Annotated in this window: 17 protein-coding genes, 1 tRNA gene and 2 other annotated features; of the genes, 11 read left to right on the top strand and 7 right to left on the bottom strand. The window is 30.4% G+C overall.

Translation table 11 applies throughout. The features are described from left to right. Nucleotides 1-56 precede the first annotated feature (56 nt). Complete coding sequence (gene yidA / locus ACFWTK_RS00645) at nt 57-884, bottom strand: sugar-phosphatase (protein WP_415874239.1); 828 nt, start codon at nt 882-884, stop codon at nt 57-59. Nucleotides 885-1,175: 291 nt separating this feature from the next. On the opposite strand from yidA, the gene ACFWTK_RS00640 reads away from it, so the two are divergent. Continuing rightward, nucleotides 1,176-2,771, top strand: coding sequence for a peptide chain release factor 3 (locus ACFWTK_RS00640; RefSeq protein ID WP_415874238.1), 1,596 nt, complete (start codon nt 1,176-1,178; stop codon nt 2,769-2,771). Between the two features lie 80 nt (nt 2,772-2,851). Here the strand turns inward: ACFWTK_RS00640 and ACFWTK_RS00635 are convergent, their stop codons facing one another. Both ACFWTK_RS00635 and ACFWTK_RS00630 read right to left on the bottom strand, forming a co-directional pair. Then, complete coding sequence (locus ACFWTK_RS00635) at nt 2,852-3,949, bottom strand: NAD(P)/FAD-dependent oxidoreductase (RefSeq protein ID WP_415874237.1); 1,098 nt, start codon at nt 3,947-3,949, stop codon at nt 2,852-2,854. A gap of 51 nt (nt 3,950-4,000) precedes the next feature. Further along, entirely contained in the window at nt 4,001-4,186 is a 186-nt protein-coding gene (locus tag ACFWTK_RS00630; RefSeq protein ID WP_415874236.1) for a DUF5670 family protein, read from the bottom strand. 186 nt (nt 4,187-4,372) lie between these two features. Here ACFWTK_RS00630 and ACFWTK_RS00625 point away from each other — a divergent pair, with 186 nt between their 5' ends. The 8 genes from ACFWTK_RS00625 (at nt 4,373) to ACFWTK_RS00590 (ending at nt 13,098) form a co-directional block, all read left to right on the top strand. Further along, nucleotides 4,373-4,948, top strand: a complete 576-nt coding sequence (locus ACFWTK_RS00625) for an ECF transporter S component (RefSeq protein WP_415874235.1) — start codon at nt 4,373-4,375, stop codon at nt 4,946-4,948. Between the two features lie 120 nt (nt 4,949-5,068). Continuing rightward, a complete protein-coding gene (locus ACFWTK_RS00620) occupies nt 5,069-6,163 on the top strand; it encodes a sensor domain-containing diguanylate cyclase (protein WP_415874234.1) in 1,095 nt (364 codons plus the stop codon). Nucleotides 6,164-6,371: 208 nt separating this feature from the next. Then, nucleotides 6,372-7,475 (top strand): AlbA family DNA-binding domain-containing protein, encoded by a 1,104-nt coding sequence (locus ACFWTK_RS00615; RefSeq protein ID WP_415874668.1) that lies wholly within the window; start codon nt 6,372-6,374, stop codon nt 7,473-7,475. A 148-nt stretch (nt 7,476-7,623) separates the two neighbouring features. Further along, nucleotides 7,624-8,034 (top strand): hypothetical protein, encoded by a 411-nt coding sequence (locus ACFWTK_RS00610; protein ID WP_415874233.1) that lies wholly within the window; start codon nt 7,624-7,626, stop codon nt 8,032-8,034. Between the two features lie 300 nt (nt 8,035-8,334). Then, nucleotides 8,335-8,562 (top strand) — a binding site (T-box leader). Nucleotides 8,563-8,621: 59 nt separating this feature from the next. Then, nucleotides 8,622-9,842, top strand: a complete 1,221-nt coding sequence (gene tyrS / locus ACFWTK_RS00605) for a tyrosine--tRNA ligase (RefSeq protein ID WP_415874232.1) — start codon at nt 8,622-8,624, stop codon at nt 9,840-9,842. Nucleotides 9,843-10,026: 184 nt separating this feature from the next. Beyond that, complete coding sequence (locus ACFWTK_RS00600) at nt 10,027-12,108, top strand: hypothetical protein (protein WP_415874231.1); 2,082 nt, start codon at nt 10,027-10,029, stop codon at nt 12,106-12,108. Nucleotides 12,109-12,124: 16 nt separating this feature from the next. Then, nucleotides 12,125-12,403 (top strand): EscU/YscU/HrcU family type III secretion system export apparatus switch protein, encoded by a 279-nt coding sequence (locus ACFWTK_RS00595; protein WP_415874230.1) that lies wholly within the window; start codon nt 12,125-12,127, stop codon nt 12,401-12,403. An 11-nt stretch (nt 12,404-12,414) separates the two neighbouring features. Beyond that, on the top strand, nt 12,415-13,098 hold the full coding sequence (locus tag ACFWTK_RS00590) for a metallophosphoesterase (RefSeq protein WP_415874667.1): 684 nt from the start codon (nt 12,415-12,417) through the stop codon (nt 13,096-13,098). Nucleotides 13,099-13,148: 50 nt separating this feature from the next. Here the strand turns inward: ACFWTK_RS00590 and ACFWTK_RS00585 are convergent, their stop codons facing one another. Beyond that, nucleotides 13,149-13,928 (bottom strand): DUF2225 domain-containing protein, encoded by a 780-nt coding sequence (locus ACFWTK_RS00585; RefSeq protein ID WP_415874229.1) that lies wholly within the window; start codon nt 13,926-13,928, stop codon nt 13,149-13,151. 187 nt (nt 13,929-14,115) lie between these two features. On the opposite strand from ACFWTK_RS00585, the gene ACFWTK_RS00580 reads away from it, so the two are divergent. Then, nucleotides 14,116-14,904 carry a GTP pyrophosphokinase gene (locus ACFWTK_RS00580; RefSeq protein ID WP_415874228.1) on the top strand — a complete coding sequence of 263 codons (789 nt, stop codon included), beginning with the start codon at nt 14,116-14,118 and terminating at the stop codon, nt 14,902-14,904. Nucleotides 14,905-14,973: 69 nt separating this feature from the next. Here ACFWTK_RS00580 and leuS read toward each other — a convergent pair whose 3' ends face one another. Continuing rightward, nucleotides 14,974-17,412, bottom strand: a complete 2,439-nt coding sequence (gene leuS, locus ACFWTK_RS00575) for a leucine--tRNA ligase (protein ID WP_415874227.1) — start codon at nt 17,410-17,412, stop codon at nt 14,974-14,976. A gap of 65 nt (nt 17,413-17,477) precedes the next feature. After that, nucleotides 17,478-17,677, bottom strand: a binding site (T-box leader). Nucleotides 17,678-17,880: 203 nt separating this feature from the next. Here leuS and rpsA point away from each other — a divergent pair. Then, on the top strand, nt 17,881-19,044 hold the full coding sequence (rpsA, locus tag ACFWTK_RS00570; protein WP_415874226.1) for a 30S ribosomal protein S1: 1,164 nt from the start codon (nt 17,881-17,883) through the stop codon (nt 19,042-19,044). A 40-nt stretch (nt 19,045-19,084) separates the two neighbouring features. Here the strand turns inward: rpsA and ACFWTK_RS00565 are convergent. Both ACFWTK_RS00565 and ACFWTK_RS00560 read right to left on the bottom strand, forming a co-directional pair. Next, nucleotides 19,085-19,159, bottom strand: a tRNA-Gln gene (locus tag ACFWTK_RS00565). A gap of 74 nt (nt 19,160-19,233) precedes the next feature. After that, nucleotides 19,234-19,782, bottom strand: a complete 549-nt coding sequence (locus tag ACFWTK_RS00560) for a class IV adenylate cyclase (RefSeq protein ID WP_415874225.1) — start codon at nt 19,780-19,782, stop codon at nt 19,234-19,236. Nucleotides 19,783-19,829: the final 47 nt, after the last annotated feature.

Below are 19,829 nucleotides of genomic sequence, written 5' to 3'. Positions count from 1 at the left end.
AACCTCCTGAGGTTAAACAACTTATTGTATGAGTTTTATATGCAAATTCATAGGTTTTAAGCATCCATATTTATAAGTTCGGGATCTAGTATAAACTTATTTATAACATGAGCAACTCCATCTTCTTCATTAGAAGAGGTTATATAGTTTGCGGCCTTTTTTACTTCAGAGAAAGCATTTCCCATAGCAACTCCAAGACCGGCATACTCTATCATATCAATATCATTGCCAGCATCCCCTACGCAGATTATTTCACTGCGATTTATCCCAAGTTTTTCTGCTAGAGCTTTTACTCCAGTGGCTTTGCTTACATTTTTATCTAAGAATTCTAAGAAGTAAGGAGCACTTCTCACAACATTATATTTTTTATATACTTCTCTAGGCAGCTTTTCAATAGCAGCTGAAAGCTTTTTTTCCTCTCCTACAAACATGACTTTTACTATTTCAGTATCATCTTTTATGTTATTAAAGTCTATTTCTTCAAAAGGGATATTATTCATTCTTATTTCAAGTTCAGTATACTCGCTTAGTTTAGGCGTGATGCACCCAGATGTAGTTAGAGCATGAATATCTATGTCCAACTTTTTACTTAAATCATATAGATAATGAACATCTTCAGATTTAAGCAAAACCTGAGTTAATAGTTCATTAGTACCTGTGTTTACAACTAGAGAACCATTGTAAGTTATACAATAATCTTCATCGCTTATAAGATCTAATTCATTTAAATAATTTTCTATACCTTTTATAGGTCTTCCAGTTGCTAAAACAACTTTAACCCCTTTTTCTTTAGCTTTTTTTATAGCAATGTTGTTTTCCTCAGAAATTTTTTTGCCCTCATTTAAGAGAGTTCCATCCATATCTAATGCAATTAGTTTAAACATTTAAAAGCCTCCATCTATAGTTTTAATTATTTAGCATTAATATTATAACACGCAAATAATAAAAAAGTATTCAAACATATTATTTTACATAATGATTCATATTGAATTAAGGTAAAAAATTCTTTTGCAATGCTGTAACAGATAGGTTTGACAAGGAGCCATAATAAATATAAAATCAATAAAGGAAAGAAATATGTTTTAACAGATTATTAATTTCTTATATTTTTTTAAAATAATTTAAATGTAAAAAACTATGGATAATTTTTAATAATATGGAAAGAGGAGAAAAAGGTGGCAGACTTAATAAAAGAAATCGAAAAAAGAAGAACCTTTGCTATAATATCTCACCCAGATGCTGGTAAAACAACACTTACAGAAAAATTACTGCTATATGGAGGAGCTATAAGAGAGGCAGGTTCTGTAAAAGCAAGAAGAGCATCAAAACATGCTGTGTCTGACTGGATGGAAATAGAAAAGCAAAGGGGTATTTCTGTTACATCTTCAGTTTTACAGTTTAATTATGCAAATCACTGCATAAATATATTAGATACCCCAGGACACCAAGATTTTAGTGAGGATACATACAGAACTCTTATGGCGGCAGATAGTGCGGTTATGGTAATTGATGGAGCTAAAGGGGTAGAGGAACAAACAAGAAAGCTATTTCATGTATGCAGTCTAAGAGAAATACCTATATTCACTTTTATAAACAAGATGGATAGAGAGACTAAAGACCCTTTTGTTTTGTTAGATGATATAGAAAATGAGCTTGGTATAAAATCTTATCCTATGAACTGGCCAATAGGATGTGGAGCTGGTTTTAAAGGTGTATATGATAGGAATAAAAAGCATATATTGCTGTTTAATGGGGGAAATCATGGTTCAAGCGAAGTAGAGACTATTGAGGGTAACTTAGAAGACAGCAGTATAAAAGAAATAATTGGTGAAGATTTATATGAAAAGTTATTAGAAGAAATAGAACTTATTGAAGAGGCTGGAGAAGAATTTGATTTAGAAAAGGTAAGAAGTGGAGAACTTACTCCTGTATTTTTTGGAAGTGCTTTAACCAACTTTGGAGTAGAGCCATTCCTTAATGAGTTCTTAAAACTTACTCCACCACCTTTAGCTAGAAATACAGATAAAGGTAAAATAGATGTATTCAGCGAGGATTTTTCAGCTTTTGTATTTAAAATTCAAGCAAATATGAATAAGGCTCATAGAGACAGAATTGCTTTTATGAGAATTTGTTCAGGAAAATACACTAAAGGTATGGAAGTATATCACGTTCAGCAGGGAAAAAAGATAAAATTAACTCAACCTCAGCAGTTTTTAGCAGAAGAGAGAGAAATAGTTGAGGAAGCTTATGCTGGAGATATAATTGGAGTATTTGATCCAGGTATATTTGGAATAGGAGATACTTTATGTCCTATTTCAAACAAATTTAAATTTGAAGGAATACCAACCTTTGCTCCAGAGCATTTTGCAAGGGTAAGGACAGTAGACACTATGAAGAGAAAGCAGTTTATAAAAGGTGTGACTCAGATTGCTCAAGAAGGAGCAATTCAAGTGTTTAAAGAATTATTTATTGGAGTAGAAGAAATTATTGTAGGAGTTGTGGGAGTGCTTCAATTTGAAGTTTTAGAATATAGGCTTAAAAATGAATATAACGTAGATATTAAGATTGAGAGACTTCCATTTAGAAATATAAGATGGATTGAAAAGTCAGATGTACCACCAGAAGACCTTAACATCACAAGTGATACCAAGGTTGTTAAAGATTTAAACGATAAAGACTTATTGATATTCTCAAATGATTGGGGAATACAATGGGCTCTTGACCACAATAAAGGACTTGTACTTTCCGATATAAGCAAGAGCGAAGAATAATAAATACAGTAAAGTAATGCAGGAGTGGAGAAGTTTAGAAGTTAATTAAGTAGATTTTTATAAGCTTCTCCACTAAATATTTAATTTCTTTCGAAACTAAATATTTCAGCATCTGGACTGCTTTCGTAAAGAATTAAATCTTTTATGATTTCAGCACCAATTAAGCTGTAGCAGATATTATTTCTGCCAAGAGCTAGATTAAAGTAACATCCATTGAATTTTGGATGTCTTCCTATATAAGGAAGTCCATCAGGAGATTGAGCATAGCTTTTTTCAAAAAAGTATTCACTTTTTAAATCCTTAGAGCAAGATAGAATATCTTTTAGTTTATTTAAAAGTTCAGATTCCTTATCAGGACTAGAAGCACCATTGAACTCCGAAATCATAAGCCTTTTATCAATGGTTGGTTTAATATAAGTGTATAAATCATCATCTTCTTGTAAAATTATATATTTTTGAAGAGAATCAATTTGTATGTTATTTAAAGGTTCTGTAATTATATTATAGACTTTAGATTTCTCTAACAGTTCCCATTCTTTTATTAACTTGTAAGAAGTCCATATGTCTGTAAAGATTATATTTTTGCATTCTATATAATTAGAGTTTTTTAAGTTAACTCTTAAATTATTAGAATAATAATCATAGCCAGAAGCACAAGTGTTTTCATAAACTCTAGCACTTTTTTTTAGTGAAGCCTTTAAAATTACATGGCACAATTTAAAAGGATCTACTACAGCACAATTTTTTATTACTTCATAATTTTCTAAGCATCCTTTACTAGATGAATTGAAAATATATTTAAAATCATTTCTCTGAAAAATATGTTTATAGTTTATGTTATAAAGAATATTTTCTAAAATATCCACAGCTCTTTTACACAGCTTTTCTGCTCTATAAGCACTTTCTTTGCCTATAAGTTCCGTAAGTTTATGAGAAGAAAAATCAGTTCTATTTTCTAAAAATCCTAGATTGCTATAGTTAGTGTCGTTAGCTACAAAATCCTTTTCGATTAATATAGTATCTAAATTATGCTGAGAAAGAAAATAGGTAGTTAAGCAACCAGATATACCACCACCTATTACTACAACATCGCATTTTTCATTTTTGCTTAAAGCTGGGTAACGTATATATCCCCTATTTATAATATTACAATATGTATACTTATTTTCTAATGTCATAATATTTAGCTGATTTAAACAGCTTTCACTCCTTTCTAGGAATTAGTATTCCTATTTAGATTTATTTTCCTTAGATTTATTTTCTTTGGATTTATCTTCGTTATATAAAAGATCTATGATAAAAAGTATGAACGCAAGAATAAGTAGATCATGTATTAAACTATTTCCTACTCTAAACAATATGGCTAAAAGCCATATAACAAGAATAAATCCTCCTATCCATTTGAATATATTCATACTAATTTCTCTTCTTTCTATTTAAATTAATAATAGTATTTGCAGAACAATGATAATTATAAATAGCTTTACTGATAATAAAATTAAAGTTGAGATAGTGTTATTAGATTTGTATCGATACAGTTGCTTAATGCATATGTTATTTTATAATTGAATTAGCAATATAACAAAGTGAGGGAAAAGATTATGGATTATGAAAAGACTAATTTAACTTCAAGAACCACAGCTATACATGATATTATTCAAGTAGGATTAATGGCAGCTGTAATCTTTGTAATGACATCCATAGCGCATATACCTTCCTTTATGGGGGTTATACATCTGGGAGATAGTATGGTACTTTTAGGTGCTGTTTTACTAAAAAAGAAAAAAGGAGCCATTTCTGCTGCTGTTGGAATGAGCTTATTTGATTTACTAAATGGGTATACTGCTTGGGCTCCATTTACTTTTATCATAAAGGGACTAATGGGTTTAATAGCAGGGAGCATTGCATATAGAAAAAATTATAAAGGAGAAAGCTTTATAAATAACTTATTTGCCTTCTTAATATCAGGCATATTTATGGTTGCTGCTTACTATTTTAGTGGAGTGATTTTGGCTAGATTTATTGTTTTGAAAGCCGCAACTTTAAATCAGGCATGTATTATTGCTATGAAAGATATACCAGGAAATATAGCTCAAGCTGCAGCAGGAATAATAATAAGTCTTCCTCTAAGTTTAAGTATAAAAAAAGCTTTAAAATATGCTAATATAGTTCTGTAAAATATGGTATAATTAAAATGTTAATACTAAATATTTTCAAGAGGTTTTATAATCCTATGCAATATATAAATTTGCACTATATATGTTTTAATTTAATAATTTAGGAGAAAATGGAACTATATGGAAAGTTATGATGGCGATTTAAAAGATAAGTATAAGGAAGAGTTCTTAAAACTAAAGGATGAATTTGAAACATACCAAAGCTTTGCTGAAAGTACTATTCAAATGATAACAGAAAAAAATATAAAATTAGAAAAAAAGTTAGATTCTATAATAAACATAGTGGAAATAAGTAAGTATATAAATTCTTACCTTAGCGATAAAAATTTAATCCCCATGATAAATGATATGATAATTGGAATATTAGGGGCCACCTATTCTTCAATTTATATTGTGGATAATGATTGTTTAGTGGTTAAAGCTACTAATGTTGAAAATAAAAATTACAATTTTTGCAATGATGAATATAAAGAGTTATTTAACGGAAAAGCATTTATAATAAATTGTAAAGATACAATATTTTCTAAAGAAACTTTAAAAAGCGAAATACATTCCGTAATAGGTGTTCCTATATATTTAAGAGAAAAGTTTATGGGGTATATACTAGTTGAACACGGACTAAATAACTTTTTTGGTCATGAACATATAAAGTTTATTTCTACCATAGCAAACCAGATAGCAATTGCTCTAGAGAATAATGCTTTATACAATAGAATAAGAGAACTTGCTATAAGAGACCCTTTGCTTGGAATATACAATAGAAAATATTTTTTTGAAACTGTAGAGGATGTTTTATGTAAAAATCCAATGGAAGCAATTGCGTTTGCAATGATGGATTTAGACAATTTTAAACAAGTAAATGATAAATATGGTCATCAATTTGGTGATAAAGTATTAATACAGACCACGAATGTAATATTGGATAATATAGATGATAAAAATGATTTAGTAGCACGATATGGTGGAGAAGAAATCATAATTTGCATAAGAAAAGTAACCGATATTGAAGAGGTTTATAAAAAAATAGATAATATAAGAGTAAAAATAAGCGAAAACGTTGTAAGGTATAAAGATATTGAGCAAAAAATTACTGCTAGTTTTGGAATAAGTTATTATCCAATTGATGGTGCTAATATAAACGAGATGATAAGCGTAGCTGATTCTAGGTTGTATGCAGCTAAGAAAAAAGGGAAAAATAAAGTCATTGATAAGTAGGACGATGAGGAATTCATCGTCATTTTTTGAATACAATATAATAAGCACGAAATTGAGGGTAGAAGTTATGAATGAGAAAAAGTTGATGAGTTTTAAAAAGGCATGAAGGAGTAAAATTAGATTATAAGCTGCAATTAGATTTAAACTGCGAAAATGGTAAAAAAGAGCTAGCAAAAGATATTTGTGCCATTTCTAGAGGAAAAATAAGCTGCAATTAGATTTAAACTGCGAAAATGGTAAAAAAAAAGAGCTAGCAAAAGATATTTGTGCCATAGCAAATTCTAGAGGAGGAAGAGGATACCTTATAATAGGTGTAGAGGATAAAACAAGGAAAATAGTTGGAATTGAAAAATCTAGCTTTACAGAAGAGCAAATTCAGCAAATAGTATGCTCAAGATGTGAGCCTCCTATACCTATCATTTTAGAAACCTTTAATATAGAAGGTAAGGACATAGCTGTTATAACTATATTTCAGAGTAGCCAGAAGCCATATCAGTTTAGAGAAAACGGGGCTTTTTATATTAGAAGAGGCTCTACTACAGATACTATGAGAAAGCAGGAGTTAATTACAGCCTTTCAAGAAAATATGAATTTAAATATAGAACTAACTCCTGTTGTGAAAAGCAGCATAGAAGACTTAAATATTGATTTAGTAGATAAATATTTTAAAAACCATGGTATTGAAGCAAATGATGAGAATAGGCTAACTCTTATGGAAAATGCGAGAATAGTTCATTTAGATGAGGAAGCTAAGAAATATTATGTAACATTAGGCGGTCTATTAGTTTTTTCTAAGATAAATTATATATATGCTCCTCATAATATGGTGAGAATTATAAATAAGGTAAACAAAGATGTAGATGAAGTCAATATAATACAGGGAGATTTATTAGGTATTTTAGACAAGAGCGAAAAGATAATGTCAGAGATAATTCCTAAAAATTATCCTTTATTTGCTGTGCATGAAGCTGTTAAAAATGCAGTTTTATACAGGGATTATACTATTATGAACAAAGAGATTGAAGTTGTTATAGGATATAATAGTGTAAAGGTAATAAGTCCTGGAGTACTATTAAAAGATACAAAGGATGCGGGAACATATTCTCATAATTATATAAAAAGAAACATGTGGATTTATGAAAAGCTTATAACCTTAGATGATAGAAACAGATTTGTTCAGTCAGGAAGAGGATTTTCAAGGATGAAAAAAGCCTTTAAAAAAATGAACAAGGTTATATTTGTAAATTCATTAAGAGATAATAGCTTTAAAGTCATATATCCAGGTATAAATATAGTGAAGGATAAATTATAAATGAGTACAGGAATTATAACTTATTTTGAATAATATGCTAAAATATTTTACAAGATGTTGAAAGAAAATTCAGAATATTATATAATTAAATTGTATATAATTATAATAAATTATATATTATAAAAATAAAAAAGAAGGAGTGGTTAACATGCTTCATGTTTTTTGTGATAGGAAAGGATCAGGTAAAACTAAATTTTTGATTGATTCTGCTAACGAAAAGGTTAAAGATTCAAAAGGTCATATAGTTTATATCGATGATGACAAAGGACCTATGTTCCAATTAGATAGCAAAATCAGATTTATTTCAACTGAAGAATATGATTTAAAGGACTGTAGCCATTTCTACGGATTTTTGTGCGGCATTTTATCGGAGGACTATGATATTACCAATATCTATATAGATGGATTGTTTAATATCATAGAAGGAAATATCGAAGATGCTGCACATTTATTTTATGCCATGGAAAAATTATCACAGAAATATGAGGTTGACTTCCATCTAAATATAAATTTTGAAAATAATGTCATGCCGGAGTTTATGAAAAAATACGTTGCGTGATTGAAATAAATTGTAACAATCCTTAATATTGAATATTCCATATGAGATTTGCATTTAGGAAAGCTTCTAATGCTAGTTCAACGCTTCCTACAATGCAAATCTCATATTTCAGTTCAATATTAAAAAAAGATTATCTCATTTATTAAATGAGAGCGTTTTAGAACTTACACTCTCTCCACTTCTCCACTCTCCACTTGTGCATTGACGCCTCCACTTAAAAAAGCGCTGCGCATTTTTATTGCATTCTGTTCTTGCATTTTATAGTGAAAGTTTATATAATTATAGATAAATCTATAAAGAACAAAGATGATGATGGAAAGAAGTAGTCATATAAATCATTAAGAGAGCTGGTGGGTGGTGCAAACCAGTTGAGGAGTATGGTGAAATACATTCCTGAATCTTAGACTGAAAAGCAATTTACGCCTAGTAGGTTGATACGGATATCCCAACGTTATAGGGAATAAGAGGATATGCATATAGAAATGCATATCAACTTGGGTGGTACCGCGGAGAAGATTCGTCCCTTTATATTCAAAATATAAAGGGACTTTTTATTTAAAAAATAATATTTATACGGAGGGCTAAAAATGGAAAATGTATTTGACATTTTAAAAGAGCGTGGATACATAAAACAAACTACCCACGAGGATGAAATAAGAGAGTTATTGGGAAAGGAAAAGGTTACGTTTTATATAGGCTTTGATCCTACAGCAGACAGTCTTCATGTAGGGCATTTTATTGCATTAATGTTCATGTCTCATATGCAGAAAGCAGGACACAGACCAATAGCTTTAGTTGGTGGTGGAACTGTAATGGTTGGAGATCCAAGTGGAAGAACTGATATGAGAAAAATGCTTACAAAAGAAGAGATAAATTGTAATGTGGATAAAATAAAGAAACAGCTTACAAGATTTATAGATTTTGAAGATGGCAAGGCTATACTAGCTAATAATGCTGATTGGCTTTTAGATCTTAATTATGTAGAATTTATAAGAGAAATTGGAGTTCACTTCTCAGTAAATAAAATGCTTACTGCAGAATGCTTTAAACAAAGACTAGAGAGAGGATTATCCTTCCTAGAATTTAACTATATGTTAATGCAGGGATATGACTTCTTAGAATTAAATAGAAGATATGGTTGTGTTATGCAGCTTGGTGGAGATGACCAATGGTCTAACATGATAGCTGGTATGGATCTTATAAGAAGAAAAGAAAGAAAACCAGCTTATGCAATGACATGTACATTATTAACTAATAGTGAAGGAAAGAAAATGGGTAAAACTCAAAAGGGAGCTTTATGGCTTGATCCAGAAAAAACTTCACCATATGAATTCTATCAATACTGGAGAAATGTAAATGATGCTGATGTAGAAAAGTGTCTAGCATTGCTTACTTTCTTACCAATGGACGAAGTTAGAAGACTTGGAAGTTTAAAAGATTCTGCTATAAATGAAGCTAAAAAGGTTTTAGCTTATGAGGTAACTAAGCTTGTTCACGGTGAAGATGAAGCTAAAAAGGCTCAATCAGCAGCTGAAGCCTTATTTGGCGGTGGAACAGACATGAGCAATGTTCCAACTATTGAAGTATCAAAAGATGATCTTAATAAATCTCTTTTAGATATATTAGTAGGAGGAAAAGCAATTCCATCTAAAAAGGAAGGAAGAAGATTAATTGATCAAGGCGGACTATACATGAACGATAATAAAGTAGAAGATCCAAATCTAACATTAAAAGAAGAAGACTTTAAAGATGGAAGTGTTCTTGTTAAAAAAGGAAAGAAAAACTACTATAAAATCATTATACAATAGTAAAATTATTTCCCAATTCTAGTACTTATTAATGACTAATCTCTGGTTTCTAGTCGCTATTATTTAAATCAATATTTATAATTTTAGCGATTAGAAATTAGTGATTAGGATTAATTTATTGAAAAGATTAGTTTGTATTAAGCCAAATTAGACTGGTTATTAATTTATTTGGAGGTGAAATCAATTGCCAGAAATTTGGAATGTAAATGGTAATTATAATGTAAATTCTAAAAGAATTCATAAGAAGCTTTTATTTGAAATCGGAGAAAGTTTTTCTGCTAGAATTATGAGCTTGGATGAAGAAACTAGAGAAGCTATTTTAAAGCTTTTAGATGGATGGCAATTTTCAGCTGAGATTAAAGATAAAATAGATTTTACACCAAATAAATTGATAAGGTTTGAAGTTGAAGGATATGAGCAGGGAAAAATTATATTAAAGGTACTTGGAGAAGAAAAAGTAGAAGTGAAGGAAAGTTCTCTTTTAGATACTTTAAGAGAGCAAGGAATAAACTTAAAAAAAGAAGATTATGTTATGTTGGAAAAGATGGTAAAACATAATATGCCATTAAATAAAGAAAATATATCAAAAATGAAGTCTTTATTGGATTTTCAACATAAGATAATAGAAAATCCGAGTGAAGAAGAAATATTTATATCAAGATATTTAAATAATAAGGTAATTGATATAGGTGAACAAAAGGGTAAAGATATACAAAAAATATTAAAAGGATTTTTTAAGGAATTTAAAAGCTTAAATATAGATGAACTTTTTACTCTTATAGAAAATGATATAGAGCTTACTGAGAAAAACATTAAAAGCTTTAATAGAATTAATAAAGAATCTGCAGTAATATATAAGGGTTTAATTGATTTAGACAAAAGCTTGTTCAAGGAGAATGAAAGTTCAATTATTGCAGCACCAAATCATAAAAATAACTTAGAAATAATAACAAAGGATTTGGAAACATCTGTATTAAAGTATTTAGAAAATAAGAATATTGATATAAGCAGTGAAAATGGGAAAGCTGCTCAAAGGCTATTAAAGGAACTTTTTTATAAGCTTGATGAGCCTAATAGAAAGGTACTGACATCTATGTTGGAGAAAAACATAGATTTTTCTTTGGACAGTATTAAAAGCTTTAATAATATAGATAAAGAAGCTTTGGATATATTTAAAGCCTTGATTAACATAGGACAAGATAATCCTGATATTTCTCCTAAAAGTTTAGAAGATCAGAATGCATATTCTTATAAAGACCCTAAGGAGGTTATGGAGAATACTGAAGATTTGCTAGAGATTAATATGGATAATGGGTCATCGCCAAATTTTAAAGAGGTACAGTTAGGCTCTAGAAAAATATTAAAAAGTATTGATAATTTCTCAGTTGGCAGCAAAGATATATCAGGAAAGGAAATACTCAAAAGGCTGTTAGATTTAGATTCTGAAGAAGTTGAAAGCAAGCCTATAATTAAAGAACAAGATATTTCTGATAAAGTTTCTAATAAATCTCTAGAAACTTCTAATAACATTAAGGAAGAATTAAGCAATAAAGCTGATAATGCTAATGATAAAGTTCTGAAAACTTCTCATGACATCAAGGAAGAGTTGAGCAGTAAAACGGATAATCCTCGCAGTAAAACTTTAGAAATTTCTCATGATATCAAAGAAGAACTAAATAGTAAAACTGATAATATCAATAATAAAGTCCTAGAAATTTCTCATGATATTAAGGAAGAGTTAAACAGTAAAATTGGCGAAATGAAGGATATAATTAAGCGATTTATAGAAGAAAATAATAATGGTAAATCGGAGAATTTTAATAAAATACTTCAAAGTTTGCAAAGCAAAGCTAATGATTTTAAGGTATTTAATTCTATATCAAACCAATACTATTATCTAGATGTACCTGTTAAGTTTAATAATGAAGAGTATCCATGCAAGCTTATTATCAAAGATGATAGAAAAAATGGAAAAAAGATTGATTCCTCCAATGTGAAATTTGTAGTTTCAGTTAAAACTATAAATATGGGAGTTGTAGATGCATATATTAAGGTATTCAATTCCAATATTAACGTAGACATAAACTGTGAAGAGTCTTGTACAAAAATTTTAGAGTTAGGTAAGGAAAAACTATGGAGAAAGCTTTCTGATATAGGTTATAATGTAAGTATACAGGTAAAGAAGAAACATAAAGAAGTTGATTTAGTAGAATGTAGAGATTTTTTTGAAGATAGTGAGTTTACGAGAATAAACCTTATGGCTTAGTGAATAGGAGGCTTTTGTGGAACAAAATACAAGTAAAAATAAAAGAAAAAGGGCTGCTGCTCTAAAATATGAAAGTAATTATAATGCACCTATAGTAACTGCGGCTGGAATGGGATATATAGCTGATAAAATTATTGAAGAAGCCGAAAAAAATGAAGTACCAGTAGTGTATAATAAAGAATTAGCAGAGTTATTGACTAATGTAGATGTAGGCAGTTATATACCAGAAGAGCTATATAACGCTGTAGCAGAAGTAATTGCTTATATAATGGATACAGACAGATTAGCAGATTGAAGGTGATGAAAATAGGGCTTTATGCTATATCAGATTTACATTTATCCCTATCTAGTGATAAGCCTATGGATGTATTTGGAGAGCAATGGAACAATCATCACGAGAGAATAAGGGAAAATTGGATAAAAAAAATCAGTGATAAAGATACTGTATTAATAGCAGGAGATGTTTCCTGGTCTATGAAGATGGAGGACGGCTTAGCAGATTTAGAATGGATACACAGTCTTCCTGGAAGAAAAATAGTCTCTAAAGGAAACCATGATTATTGGTGGGGAAGTATAAGTAAGCTTAACAATCTTTACGAAGATATAAGCTTCATTCAAAATAACTTTTTTACTTATGGAGATTATGCAATTTGTGGTACAAGAGGGTGGACTGTTCCAGGGGATAAAAGTAGTAGTCACGATATAAAAATATACAATAGAGAACAAATACGACTGAAGATATCTTTAGACAAGGCTATTAGTTCAGGACATAATAAAATAATTGTTATGATTCATTACCCTCCAGTAAATGATAAATTTGAACCTTCTAACTTTACAGAGATATTTGAAGAATATGGTGTGGAAAAGGTAATATATGGGCATTTGCATGGACCATCCCTAAATCATGTTTTTGAAGGAACGTATAATGGAATTGAATACATAATGACTTCATGTGACTATATAAATTTTGATCCAGTAAAAATAATATAAACTCGGTTAGAATCTTAAATGATCTAACCGAGTTTATATTTAACAAGGTATTACTTTCTAAATAATGAGGAAAGAAATCCTTTTTTCTTATTAGAACTGCTTTGAGAGGAATCATTTTCTTCTGAAATAGTAGGCTTTTTTATTAAATCCTTTTGATCTCTTGCCATGTTTTTAATTTTTGGAGAAGCCATTGGCGAAGTTATTACATTGCTAAACCAAATAAGAGCATCTTCATTATTTCCTAACCTTCTATTAAGTTCTCCTATTAAATACATTATAGTGAACTTGTCCATACCATATATAGGAAAATCCTCGTTATAGTAGGCATCATTAAAATTTTTTAAGGCTTGGCTCAAAAAGTTTTGCTCACTATCTGTATCTTCAAGAATTCTAAACATCCATGCTATCTTCAGACAATTCATGGCTTTTTTACTAGCGTAGGATTCTATATAAAAATAATTTAACAGAGATAGTTTGTATCTTTCAATAGCGGTATTTACATCGTAAGGCACATTATAGGTCCTAGCTCTCCATTTAGGAGTTATTTTTGATTTAACCAAATTCTTTTGAAAACTTTTTATTTTATCAAAATCGACTTTCATGGCAGAATATCCACAATCATTACATATCCAGACATCATAAAAATAAGGATTTATTATGTCATATCTAATAAAAAAATCACTGTCCTTACCTTTCATCCTATATGAAGACGTTTTAACAGCCTTTACTGTAAAATCAGCACCACAAACAGGGCAGGTTACCTTTTTATCATATAGGCAATTCATTTTATCAAAGTCTAGTTCATCAGATTCAGAAAATATATTCTTCATTATTTACACCATCCTAAATTAGAAAAAGTTTGTTTAAGTAAATTATAGCAAAAAAATTAAAAAAATCATAAATTTTTTTAATAAACATTTATATGTATATTAATTCTGTATTATAATATAATATTGTAGTACTTGGAGAAGTTTTAAATTAATATTAAAAATAATACGTATGTAAAGGATGAATTATATGGCGGTAAGGGAGTGGGAAAAGTTTCTTATACCTTATGAGCAGGCAGTAGAGGAACTAAAAGTTAAATTTAAAAGCATTAGAAGAGAATATAGAAGGAAAAATGAGAATTCACCTATTGAATTTGTAACTGGAAGGGTAAAAGAACTTTCTTCTATATTGGAAAAGGCAGATAAATTTAATATACCATTAGAGAGAATAGAATATGAGATGGAAGACATAGCTGGTATGAGGATAATGTGCCAATTTGTTGACGATATATATAGGGTTGTAGACTTAATCAGAAAGAGAAAAGACATGCAGATTATGTATGAAAAAGACTATATAACTGATGTAAAAGCAAGCGGATACAGGAGTTATCATATAATTGTAAAATACCCTGTAAACATGGCAGATGGAGTTAAGGAAATATTGGCTGAATTCCAGATAAGAACCTTGGCGATGAACTTTTGGGCAACAGTGGAACATTCACTAAATTATAAGTATAAGCATCAAATTCCAGAGGAGATAAAAGAAAAGCTAAAAAATGCGGCTGATGCAGCTTTTAACTTAGATCAAGAGATGCTTGAGATAAAGGATGAAATAATGGATGCTCAAAAGCTGTTCGAGGTAAAATCCAGTCTAGTCTCCGATATAATGGGAAATATACTTACTCTTATATCTATAGGAAGAAACATAGAAGCAGATAACTATAGAAATCAACTAAATAAGCTTATTTCAGAAGGAGAAGTTGGAGAACTTAATAAATTACTTCAAGCTACAGAAAAAAGTCTAAAAATATATAAATAAAGAGATATATAAAAAGAGAAATGCTGATATGCATTTCTCTTTTTATATTTTAAGTTATAGATAAAATTTTTATTTTGCCACTATATTAACTAATCTTCCTTTAACAACAATAACTTTCATAATATTTTTACCATTAAGGAATTCTTTTATAGTTGCATTGTTAAGAGCAGCCTCTTTAATTTCATCTTCAGTAAGATTAGTAGGTATATTCATTCTAGCTCTTATCTTTCCGCTTACTTGAATAGCTATTTCAACTTCATCTTTAACTAATGCACTAGGGTCAAACTTTGGCCAAGACTCATTAAATATTGAAAAGTTCTTTTGAAGTAGTTCCCATTGTTCTTCTGCAAAGTGAGGAGCAAAAGGAGCTAAAAGCTTAATATAATCTACAACTGTTTCTTCTAAGAATTTAACATTTTTGTTTTCTTCATTTAAATATTTAGATAAAGCATTTGTAAACTCCATAATTCTAGCAATAGAAGTATTGAACTGGAACTTTTCTGTATCCTCAGTAACGTGCTGTATAGCATAGTGTCTTGCATAGTTAAGTTCTTTTTCTGCTTTATTCATTGATGTAATTGTGTTTTTAGAGTTATTTATTTCATTTCTACATTGTTCTAGAAGTCTTTCAACTCTATCCACAAATCTGCCTATAGATTTTATTCCTTCATCAGACCAAGCTCCACCTTCAGAATATGCAAATCCGAACATTAGATACATTCTAAACACATCTGCACCAAATTCTTTGATGTAATCATCTGGAGAGATGGTATTTCCCTTTGACTTACTCATTTTTTGACCATCTGGTCCAAGTATTAATCCTTGATGAGTAAGAGATTTAAAAGGTTCATCAAAGTTTAAATATCCCATATCTCTTAAAGCCTTTGTAATGAATCTAGCATATAATAGATGCATTGTAGCATGCTCAGGACCACCTACGTATTTGTCTACAGGAAGCATTGCATTAACTTTATCAGAATCAAAGCATTTTTCTTTGTTTTTATTATCTACATATCTTAGATAATAGAAAGAAGAACATACAAATGTATCTAAAGTATCAGATTCACGAGTTGCGTGACCGCCGCACTTAGGGCAAGTTGTATTCAAAAAGCTTTCACTTTTAGATAGTGGAGACTTTCCATCTGGAGTAAATTCGATATCATAAGGAAGTTCAACAGGAAGTTGATCCTCAGGTACAGGTACTATGCCGCATTTATCGCAATAAACTACAGGAATAGGTGCTCCCCAGTATCTTTGTCTTGAAACAAGCCAGTCACGAAGTCTGTAGTTAACTTTCCAGTCTCCAAGACCTTGCTGTTTAAGTTTATTTACTATAGCTTCTTTAGCTTCATCTCCGCTTAGACCGTCAAATTCTCCACTGTTAACTAGAGAACCATATTCAGTATAAGGAAGAGAGTCTCCTCCTTCAACAACTCTAATTATTGGAAGATTATATTTTGTAGCAAAAGCAAAGTCACGTTCATCGTGAGCAGGAACAGCCATTACGCATCCAGTACCATATGTAGCTAATACGTAGTCTCCAACCCAGATAGGTACTCTCTTTCCGTTAATAGGGTTTATAGCATAGGAACCAGTAAATACCCCTGTTTTTTCTCTTGAAGTAGATTGTCTTTCAATATCTGATTGTTTTTGTGCTTGAATTTTGTATTCTTCCACAGCATCTTTATATTCAGGTAATGTAATCTTATCAACTAAAGGAGTTTCAGGAGCTAATACAACATAAGTTACTCCATTTAGAGTATCTACTCTTGTAGTAAACACGTCAAAAGTCAAATCAGAATTTTCAACTTTGAATGTAACTTGTGCTCCTTTTGATTTTCCAATCCAGTGTTTTTGCATTGCCTTTGTTTTTTCTGGCCAGTCTAATTCGTCAAGCTTTTCTAAAAGTTCATCAGCGTAATCAGTTATCTTTAGGAACCATTGAGTTAAATCCTTTTTTTCAACCTCAGAATCACATCTTTCGCAATGTCCATCGATAACTTGCTCATTTGCAAGAACTGTGTTACAGCTAGGGCACCAGTTTACTGGAGCATTTTTTCTATATGCAAGGCCTTTTTCGAATAATTTTAGAAATACCCATTGAGTCCATTTATAATAGTCTGGAAGACAAGTTATAACCTCATGATCCCAGTTAAACATAGCACCCATGGCTCTTAGTTGTTCTTCCATATTAGCTATGTTTTGCATTGTAGAGTCTTTTGGGTGTATTCCAGTTTTTATTGCATAGTTTTCAGCAGGAAGACCAAAAGCATCAAATCCCATAGGCTGGAATACATTATATCCCTGCATCTTTTTAAATCTAGCCCAGGAATCTGTAGGACCATAGTTAAACCAGTGTCCTGCATGTAATTTTGCTCCTGAAGGATATGAAAACATTTCAAGTACATATAGTTTTTCACCTGGTGCATTTTCATCAAAATTATGAAGACCAGATTCTTCCCATTTGGTTTGCCATTTTTCATCTACAGATGTTCCGTAATTACCCATTTTAAGTAACCTCCTCAATCTTAAGTGAAATTAAGTAATAAAAAATAAAAACTTTCATCTCTAAATCAAGAGACGAAAGTTGTAATTCCGCGGTACCACTCTAATTAAGCATTAAGCTTCACTTCAAAAAATAACGGTTTAATCCGTGTCCGATTTTTACAGACAAGCTCCAAGGCAAGTTCATATTTTATCAATTCTGTCTTGCACCCACCGACAGTTCTCTAAAATTGAATCAAATACTACTACTCCTTATCACAGCAATATAATATTTATAGCCTTTTGATTTTTAATTATAGGCTAAATAAAAAATACTGTCAAGAGCATATTTGGCAGGAGCATTTTGTTAAGAGCATATTTTATGAGGAAAGAGGTCAAGCTCCATGTTTATCATTTGCTAAAATTTTGTTATACTATAATAGAAAGAATATTTCTAATATTATAATTTAATAAAGCAAGGAGAGATACGACATGAGTAATGAAAATTTGGAAGAAATGTCTATGAAAGACATGATGTCAGAAATAGAAGATTCTATGAAACCAATTTATAGTGGCGATATTATAAAGGGAGAAGTTATTTCTGTATCTGATAGTGAAGTTTTAGTGAATATAGGATACATAAGTGATGGAATCATAAAGAGAGATGAGCTTTCAAACGAAGAGATAAATCCAAATGATATGCTAAAACCAGGGGATAAAATAGATGTATATGTGGTTAAAGTAAGAGATGAGGATGGTAATGTAGTTTTATCTAAAAAGAAAGCAGATGAATTGAAAGTATGGCAAAGCTTAGAGGAAAGTTATAAAACAGGGAATACTGTAGAAGCAAGAGTAAGTGAGGTAGTTAAAGGTGGATTAGTGGCTTACGTAAATGAAGTAAGATGTTTTATACCAGCTTCTCATGCTTCAAATTCTTTTGTAAAGGACTTAAATAAATTTGTAGGTAAGAATCTAGAGGTTAAGGTAATAGAATTTGATGAAAAAAAGAAAAGAGTTGTGTTATCAAGAAAAGAAGTTGAGAGGAAAGAAGCAGAAGAGAAAAAGGAAGCTCTTTGGAATTCTCTTAAAAAAGGAGAAAAAAGAACTGGAACTGTATCAAGGCTTGCGAAGTTTGGTGCTTTTGTAGATTTAGGAGGAGTAGATGGCTTAATTCATAATTCTGATTTGTCATGGAAGAGAGTAAATCATCCTTCAGAAGTTGTTAAAGAAGGGGATAAGGTAGAAGTATATGTAATAGATTTTGATAAGGAAAAGGGAAGAATATCCCTTGGATTAAAGGATGTAGAAGGAGACCCTTGGAATAATGCAGCATTTAAGTACAAAGTAAATGATGTTTTAGAAGGAACAGTGGTAAGATTATTAGACTTTGGTGCCTTTGTAGAAGTGGAACCGGGTATAGAGGGCTTAGTTCATGTTACTGAGATTACTGATGAGAACATAGCAAAACCATCCCAAGTATTAAAGATTGGAGATAAAGTGAAGGTTAAAATACTAGAAATTAATCCAGAAAAAAAGAAAATGGCTCTTAGCATTAAAGAAGCTGAAAACAAAACAGCAGAGGAAATAGAAAAGTATAGTGATAAGGATGAAGGAAACTATCTATTTGCTGACCTTTTAAAGAATATGAAGTTCTAGAAAAAAAAGACTATGCACAAAATGCATAGTCTTTTTTAGTTGGCTGCCCAAGAAGGATTCGAACCCTCGAATGCTTGAGTCAGAGTCAAGTGCCTTACCGCTTGGCGATTGGGCAATATATATTCAAAGTGCTAACAACAATTAATTATATCACTTTAAGAAAAAAAGTCAAGGAACCTGAAAAAATTTTTATAATCCTTTTGTTCTGTTTCTGTCTTCTAATATTTCATAAATTGTCTTAGAAGTGGTGTCTTCTAAAGTATATCCTAAAAGTTCAACAACTTCTTTTAATTCTTCCTCATAAGAAGTTTCTATTTCAATATAAGGAAAAGGGCAGAAGCTTTCTTCATTTATATCAATTTCAACTAAAGTGTTTTTGTATTTATAACTTTCTCTGTATTTTTTTATGGATTCTACTAATTTAAGCCCTAGAGACTTAAAGATATTCTCTCCATCTACTGGGTTACTGATTTCTATTTCGTGCTCATTCATTACTTTATACTTATCCTGACTTATGAGCTTTTTAGTTGTCATATAATAGTGTTTTTCATTTCTTAAGTTATCCTCTACAATTCTTATTCTTGCATAACCTTTTTCATTTAAAAGCCTTCTATCACTAAAATCGAAAATATTATTAATTTGATTTTCTTCCTTCACCTTAACTGCATTCATGCTTAAGAGTTTTTTTCGAATGTCATCTACATTAATATCTATTATTCTTGTTTCTATTTCCTGCACTTAAAACACCCCATTACGTTTTTTACAATATTTGAATTATAACATAT

The organism is Clostridium sp. (genome assembly GCF_047777555.1).
GTDB lineage: Bacteria > Bacillota > Clostridia > Clostridiales > Clostridiaceae > Clostridium_H.
Note: the sequence above shows the minus strand (reverse complement) of the source record. Positions and strands in the feature narration are given on the sequence as shown.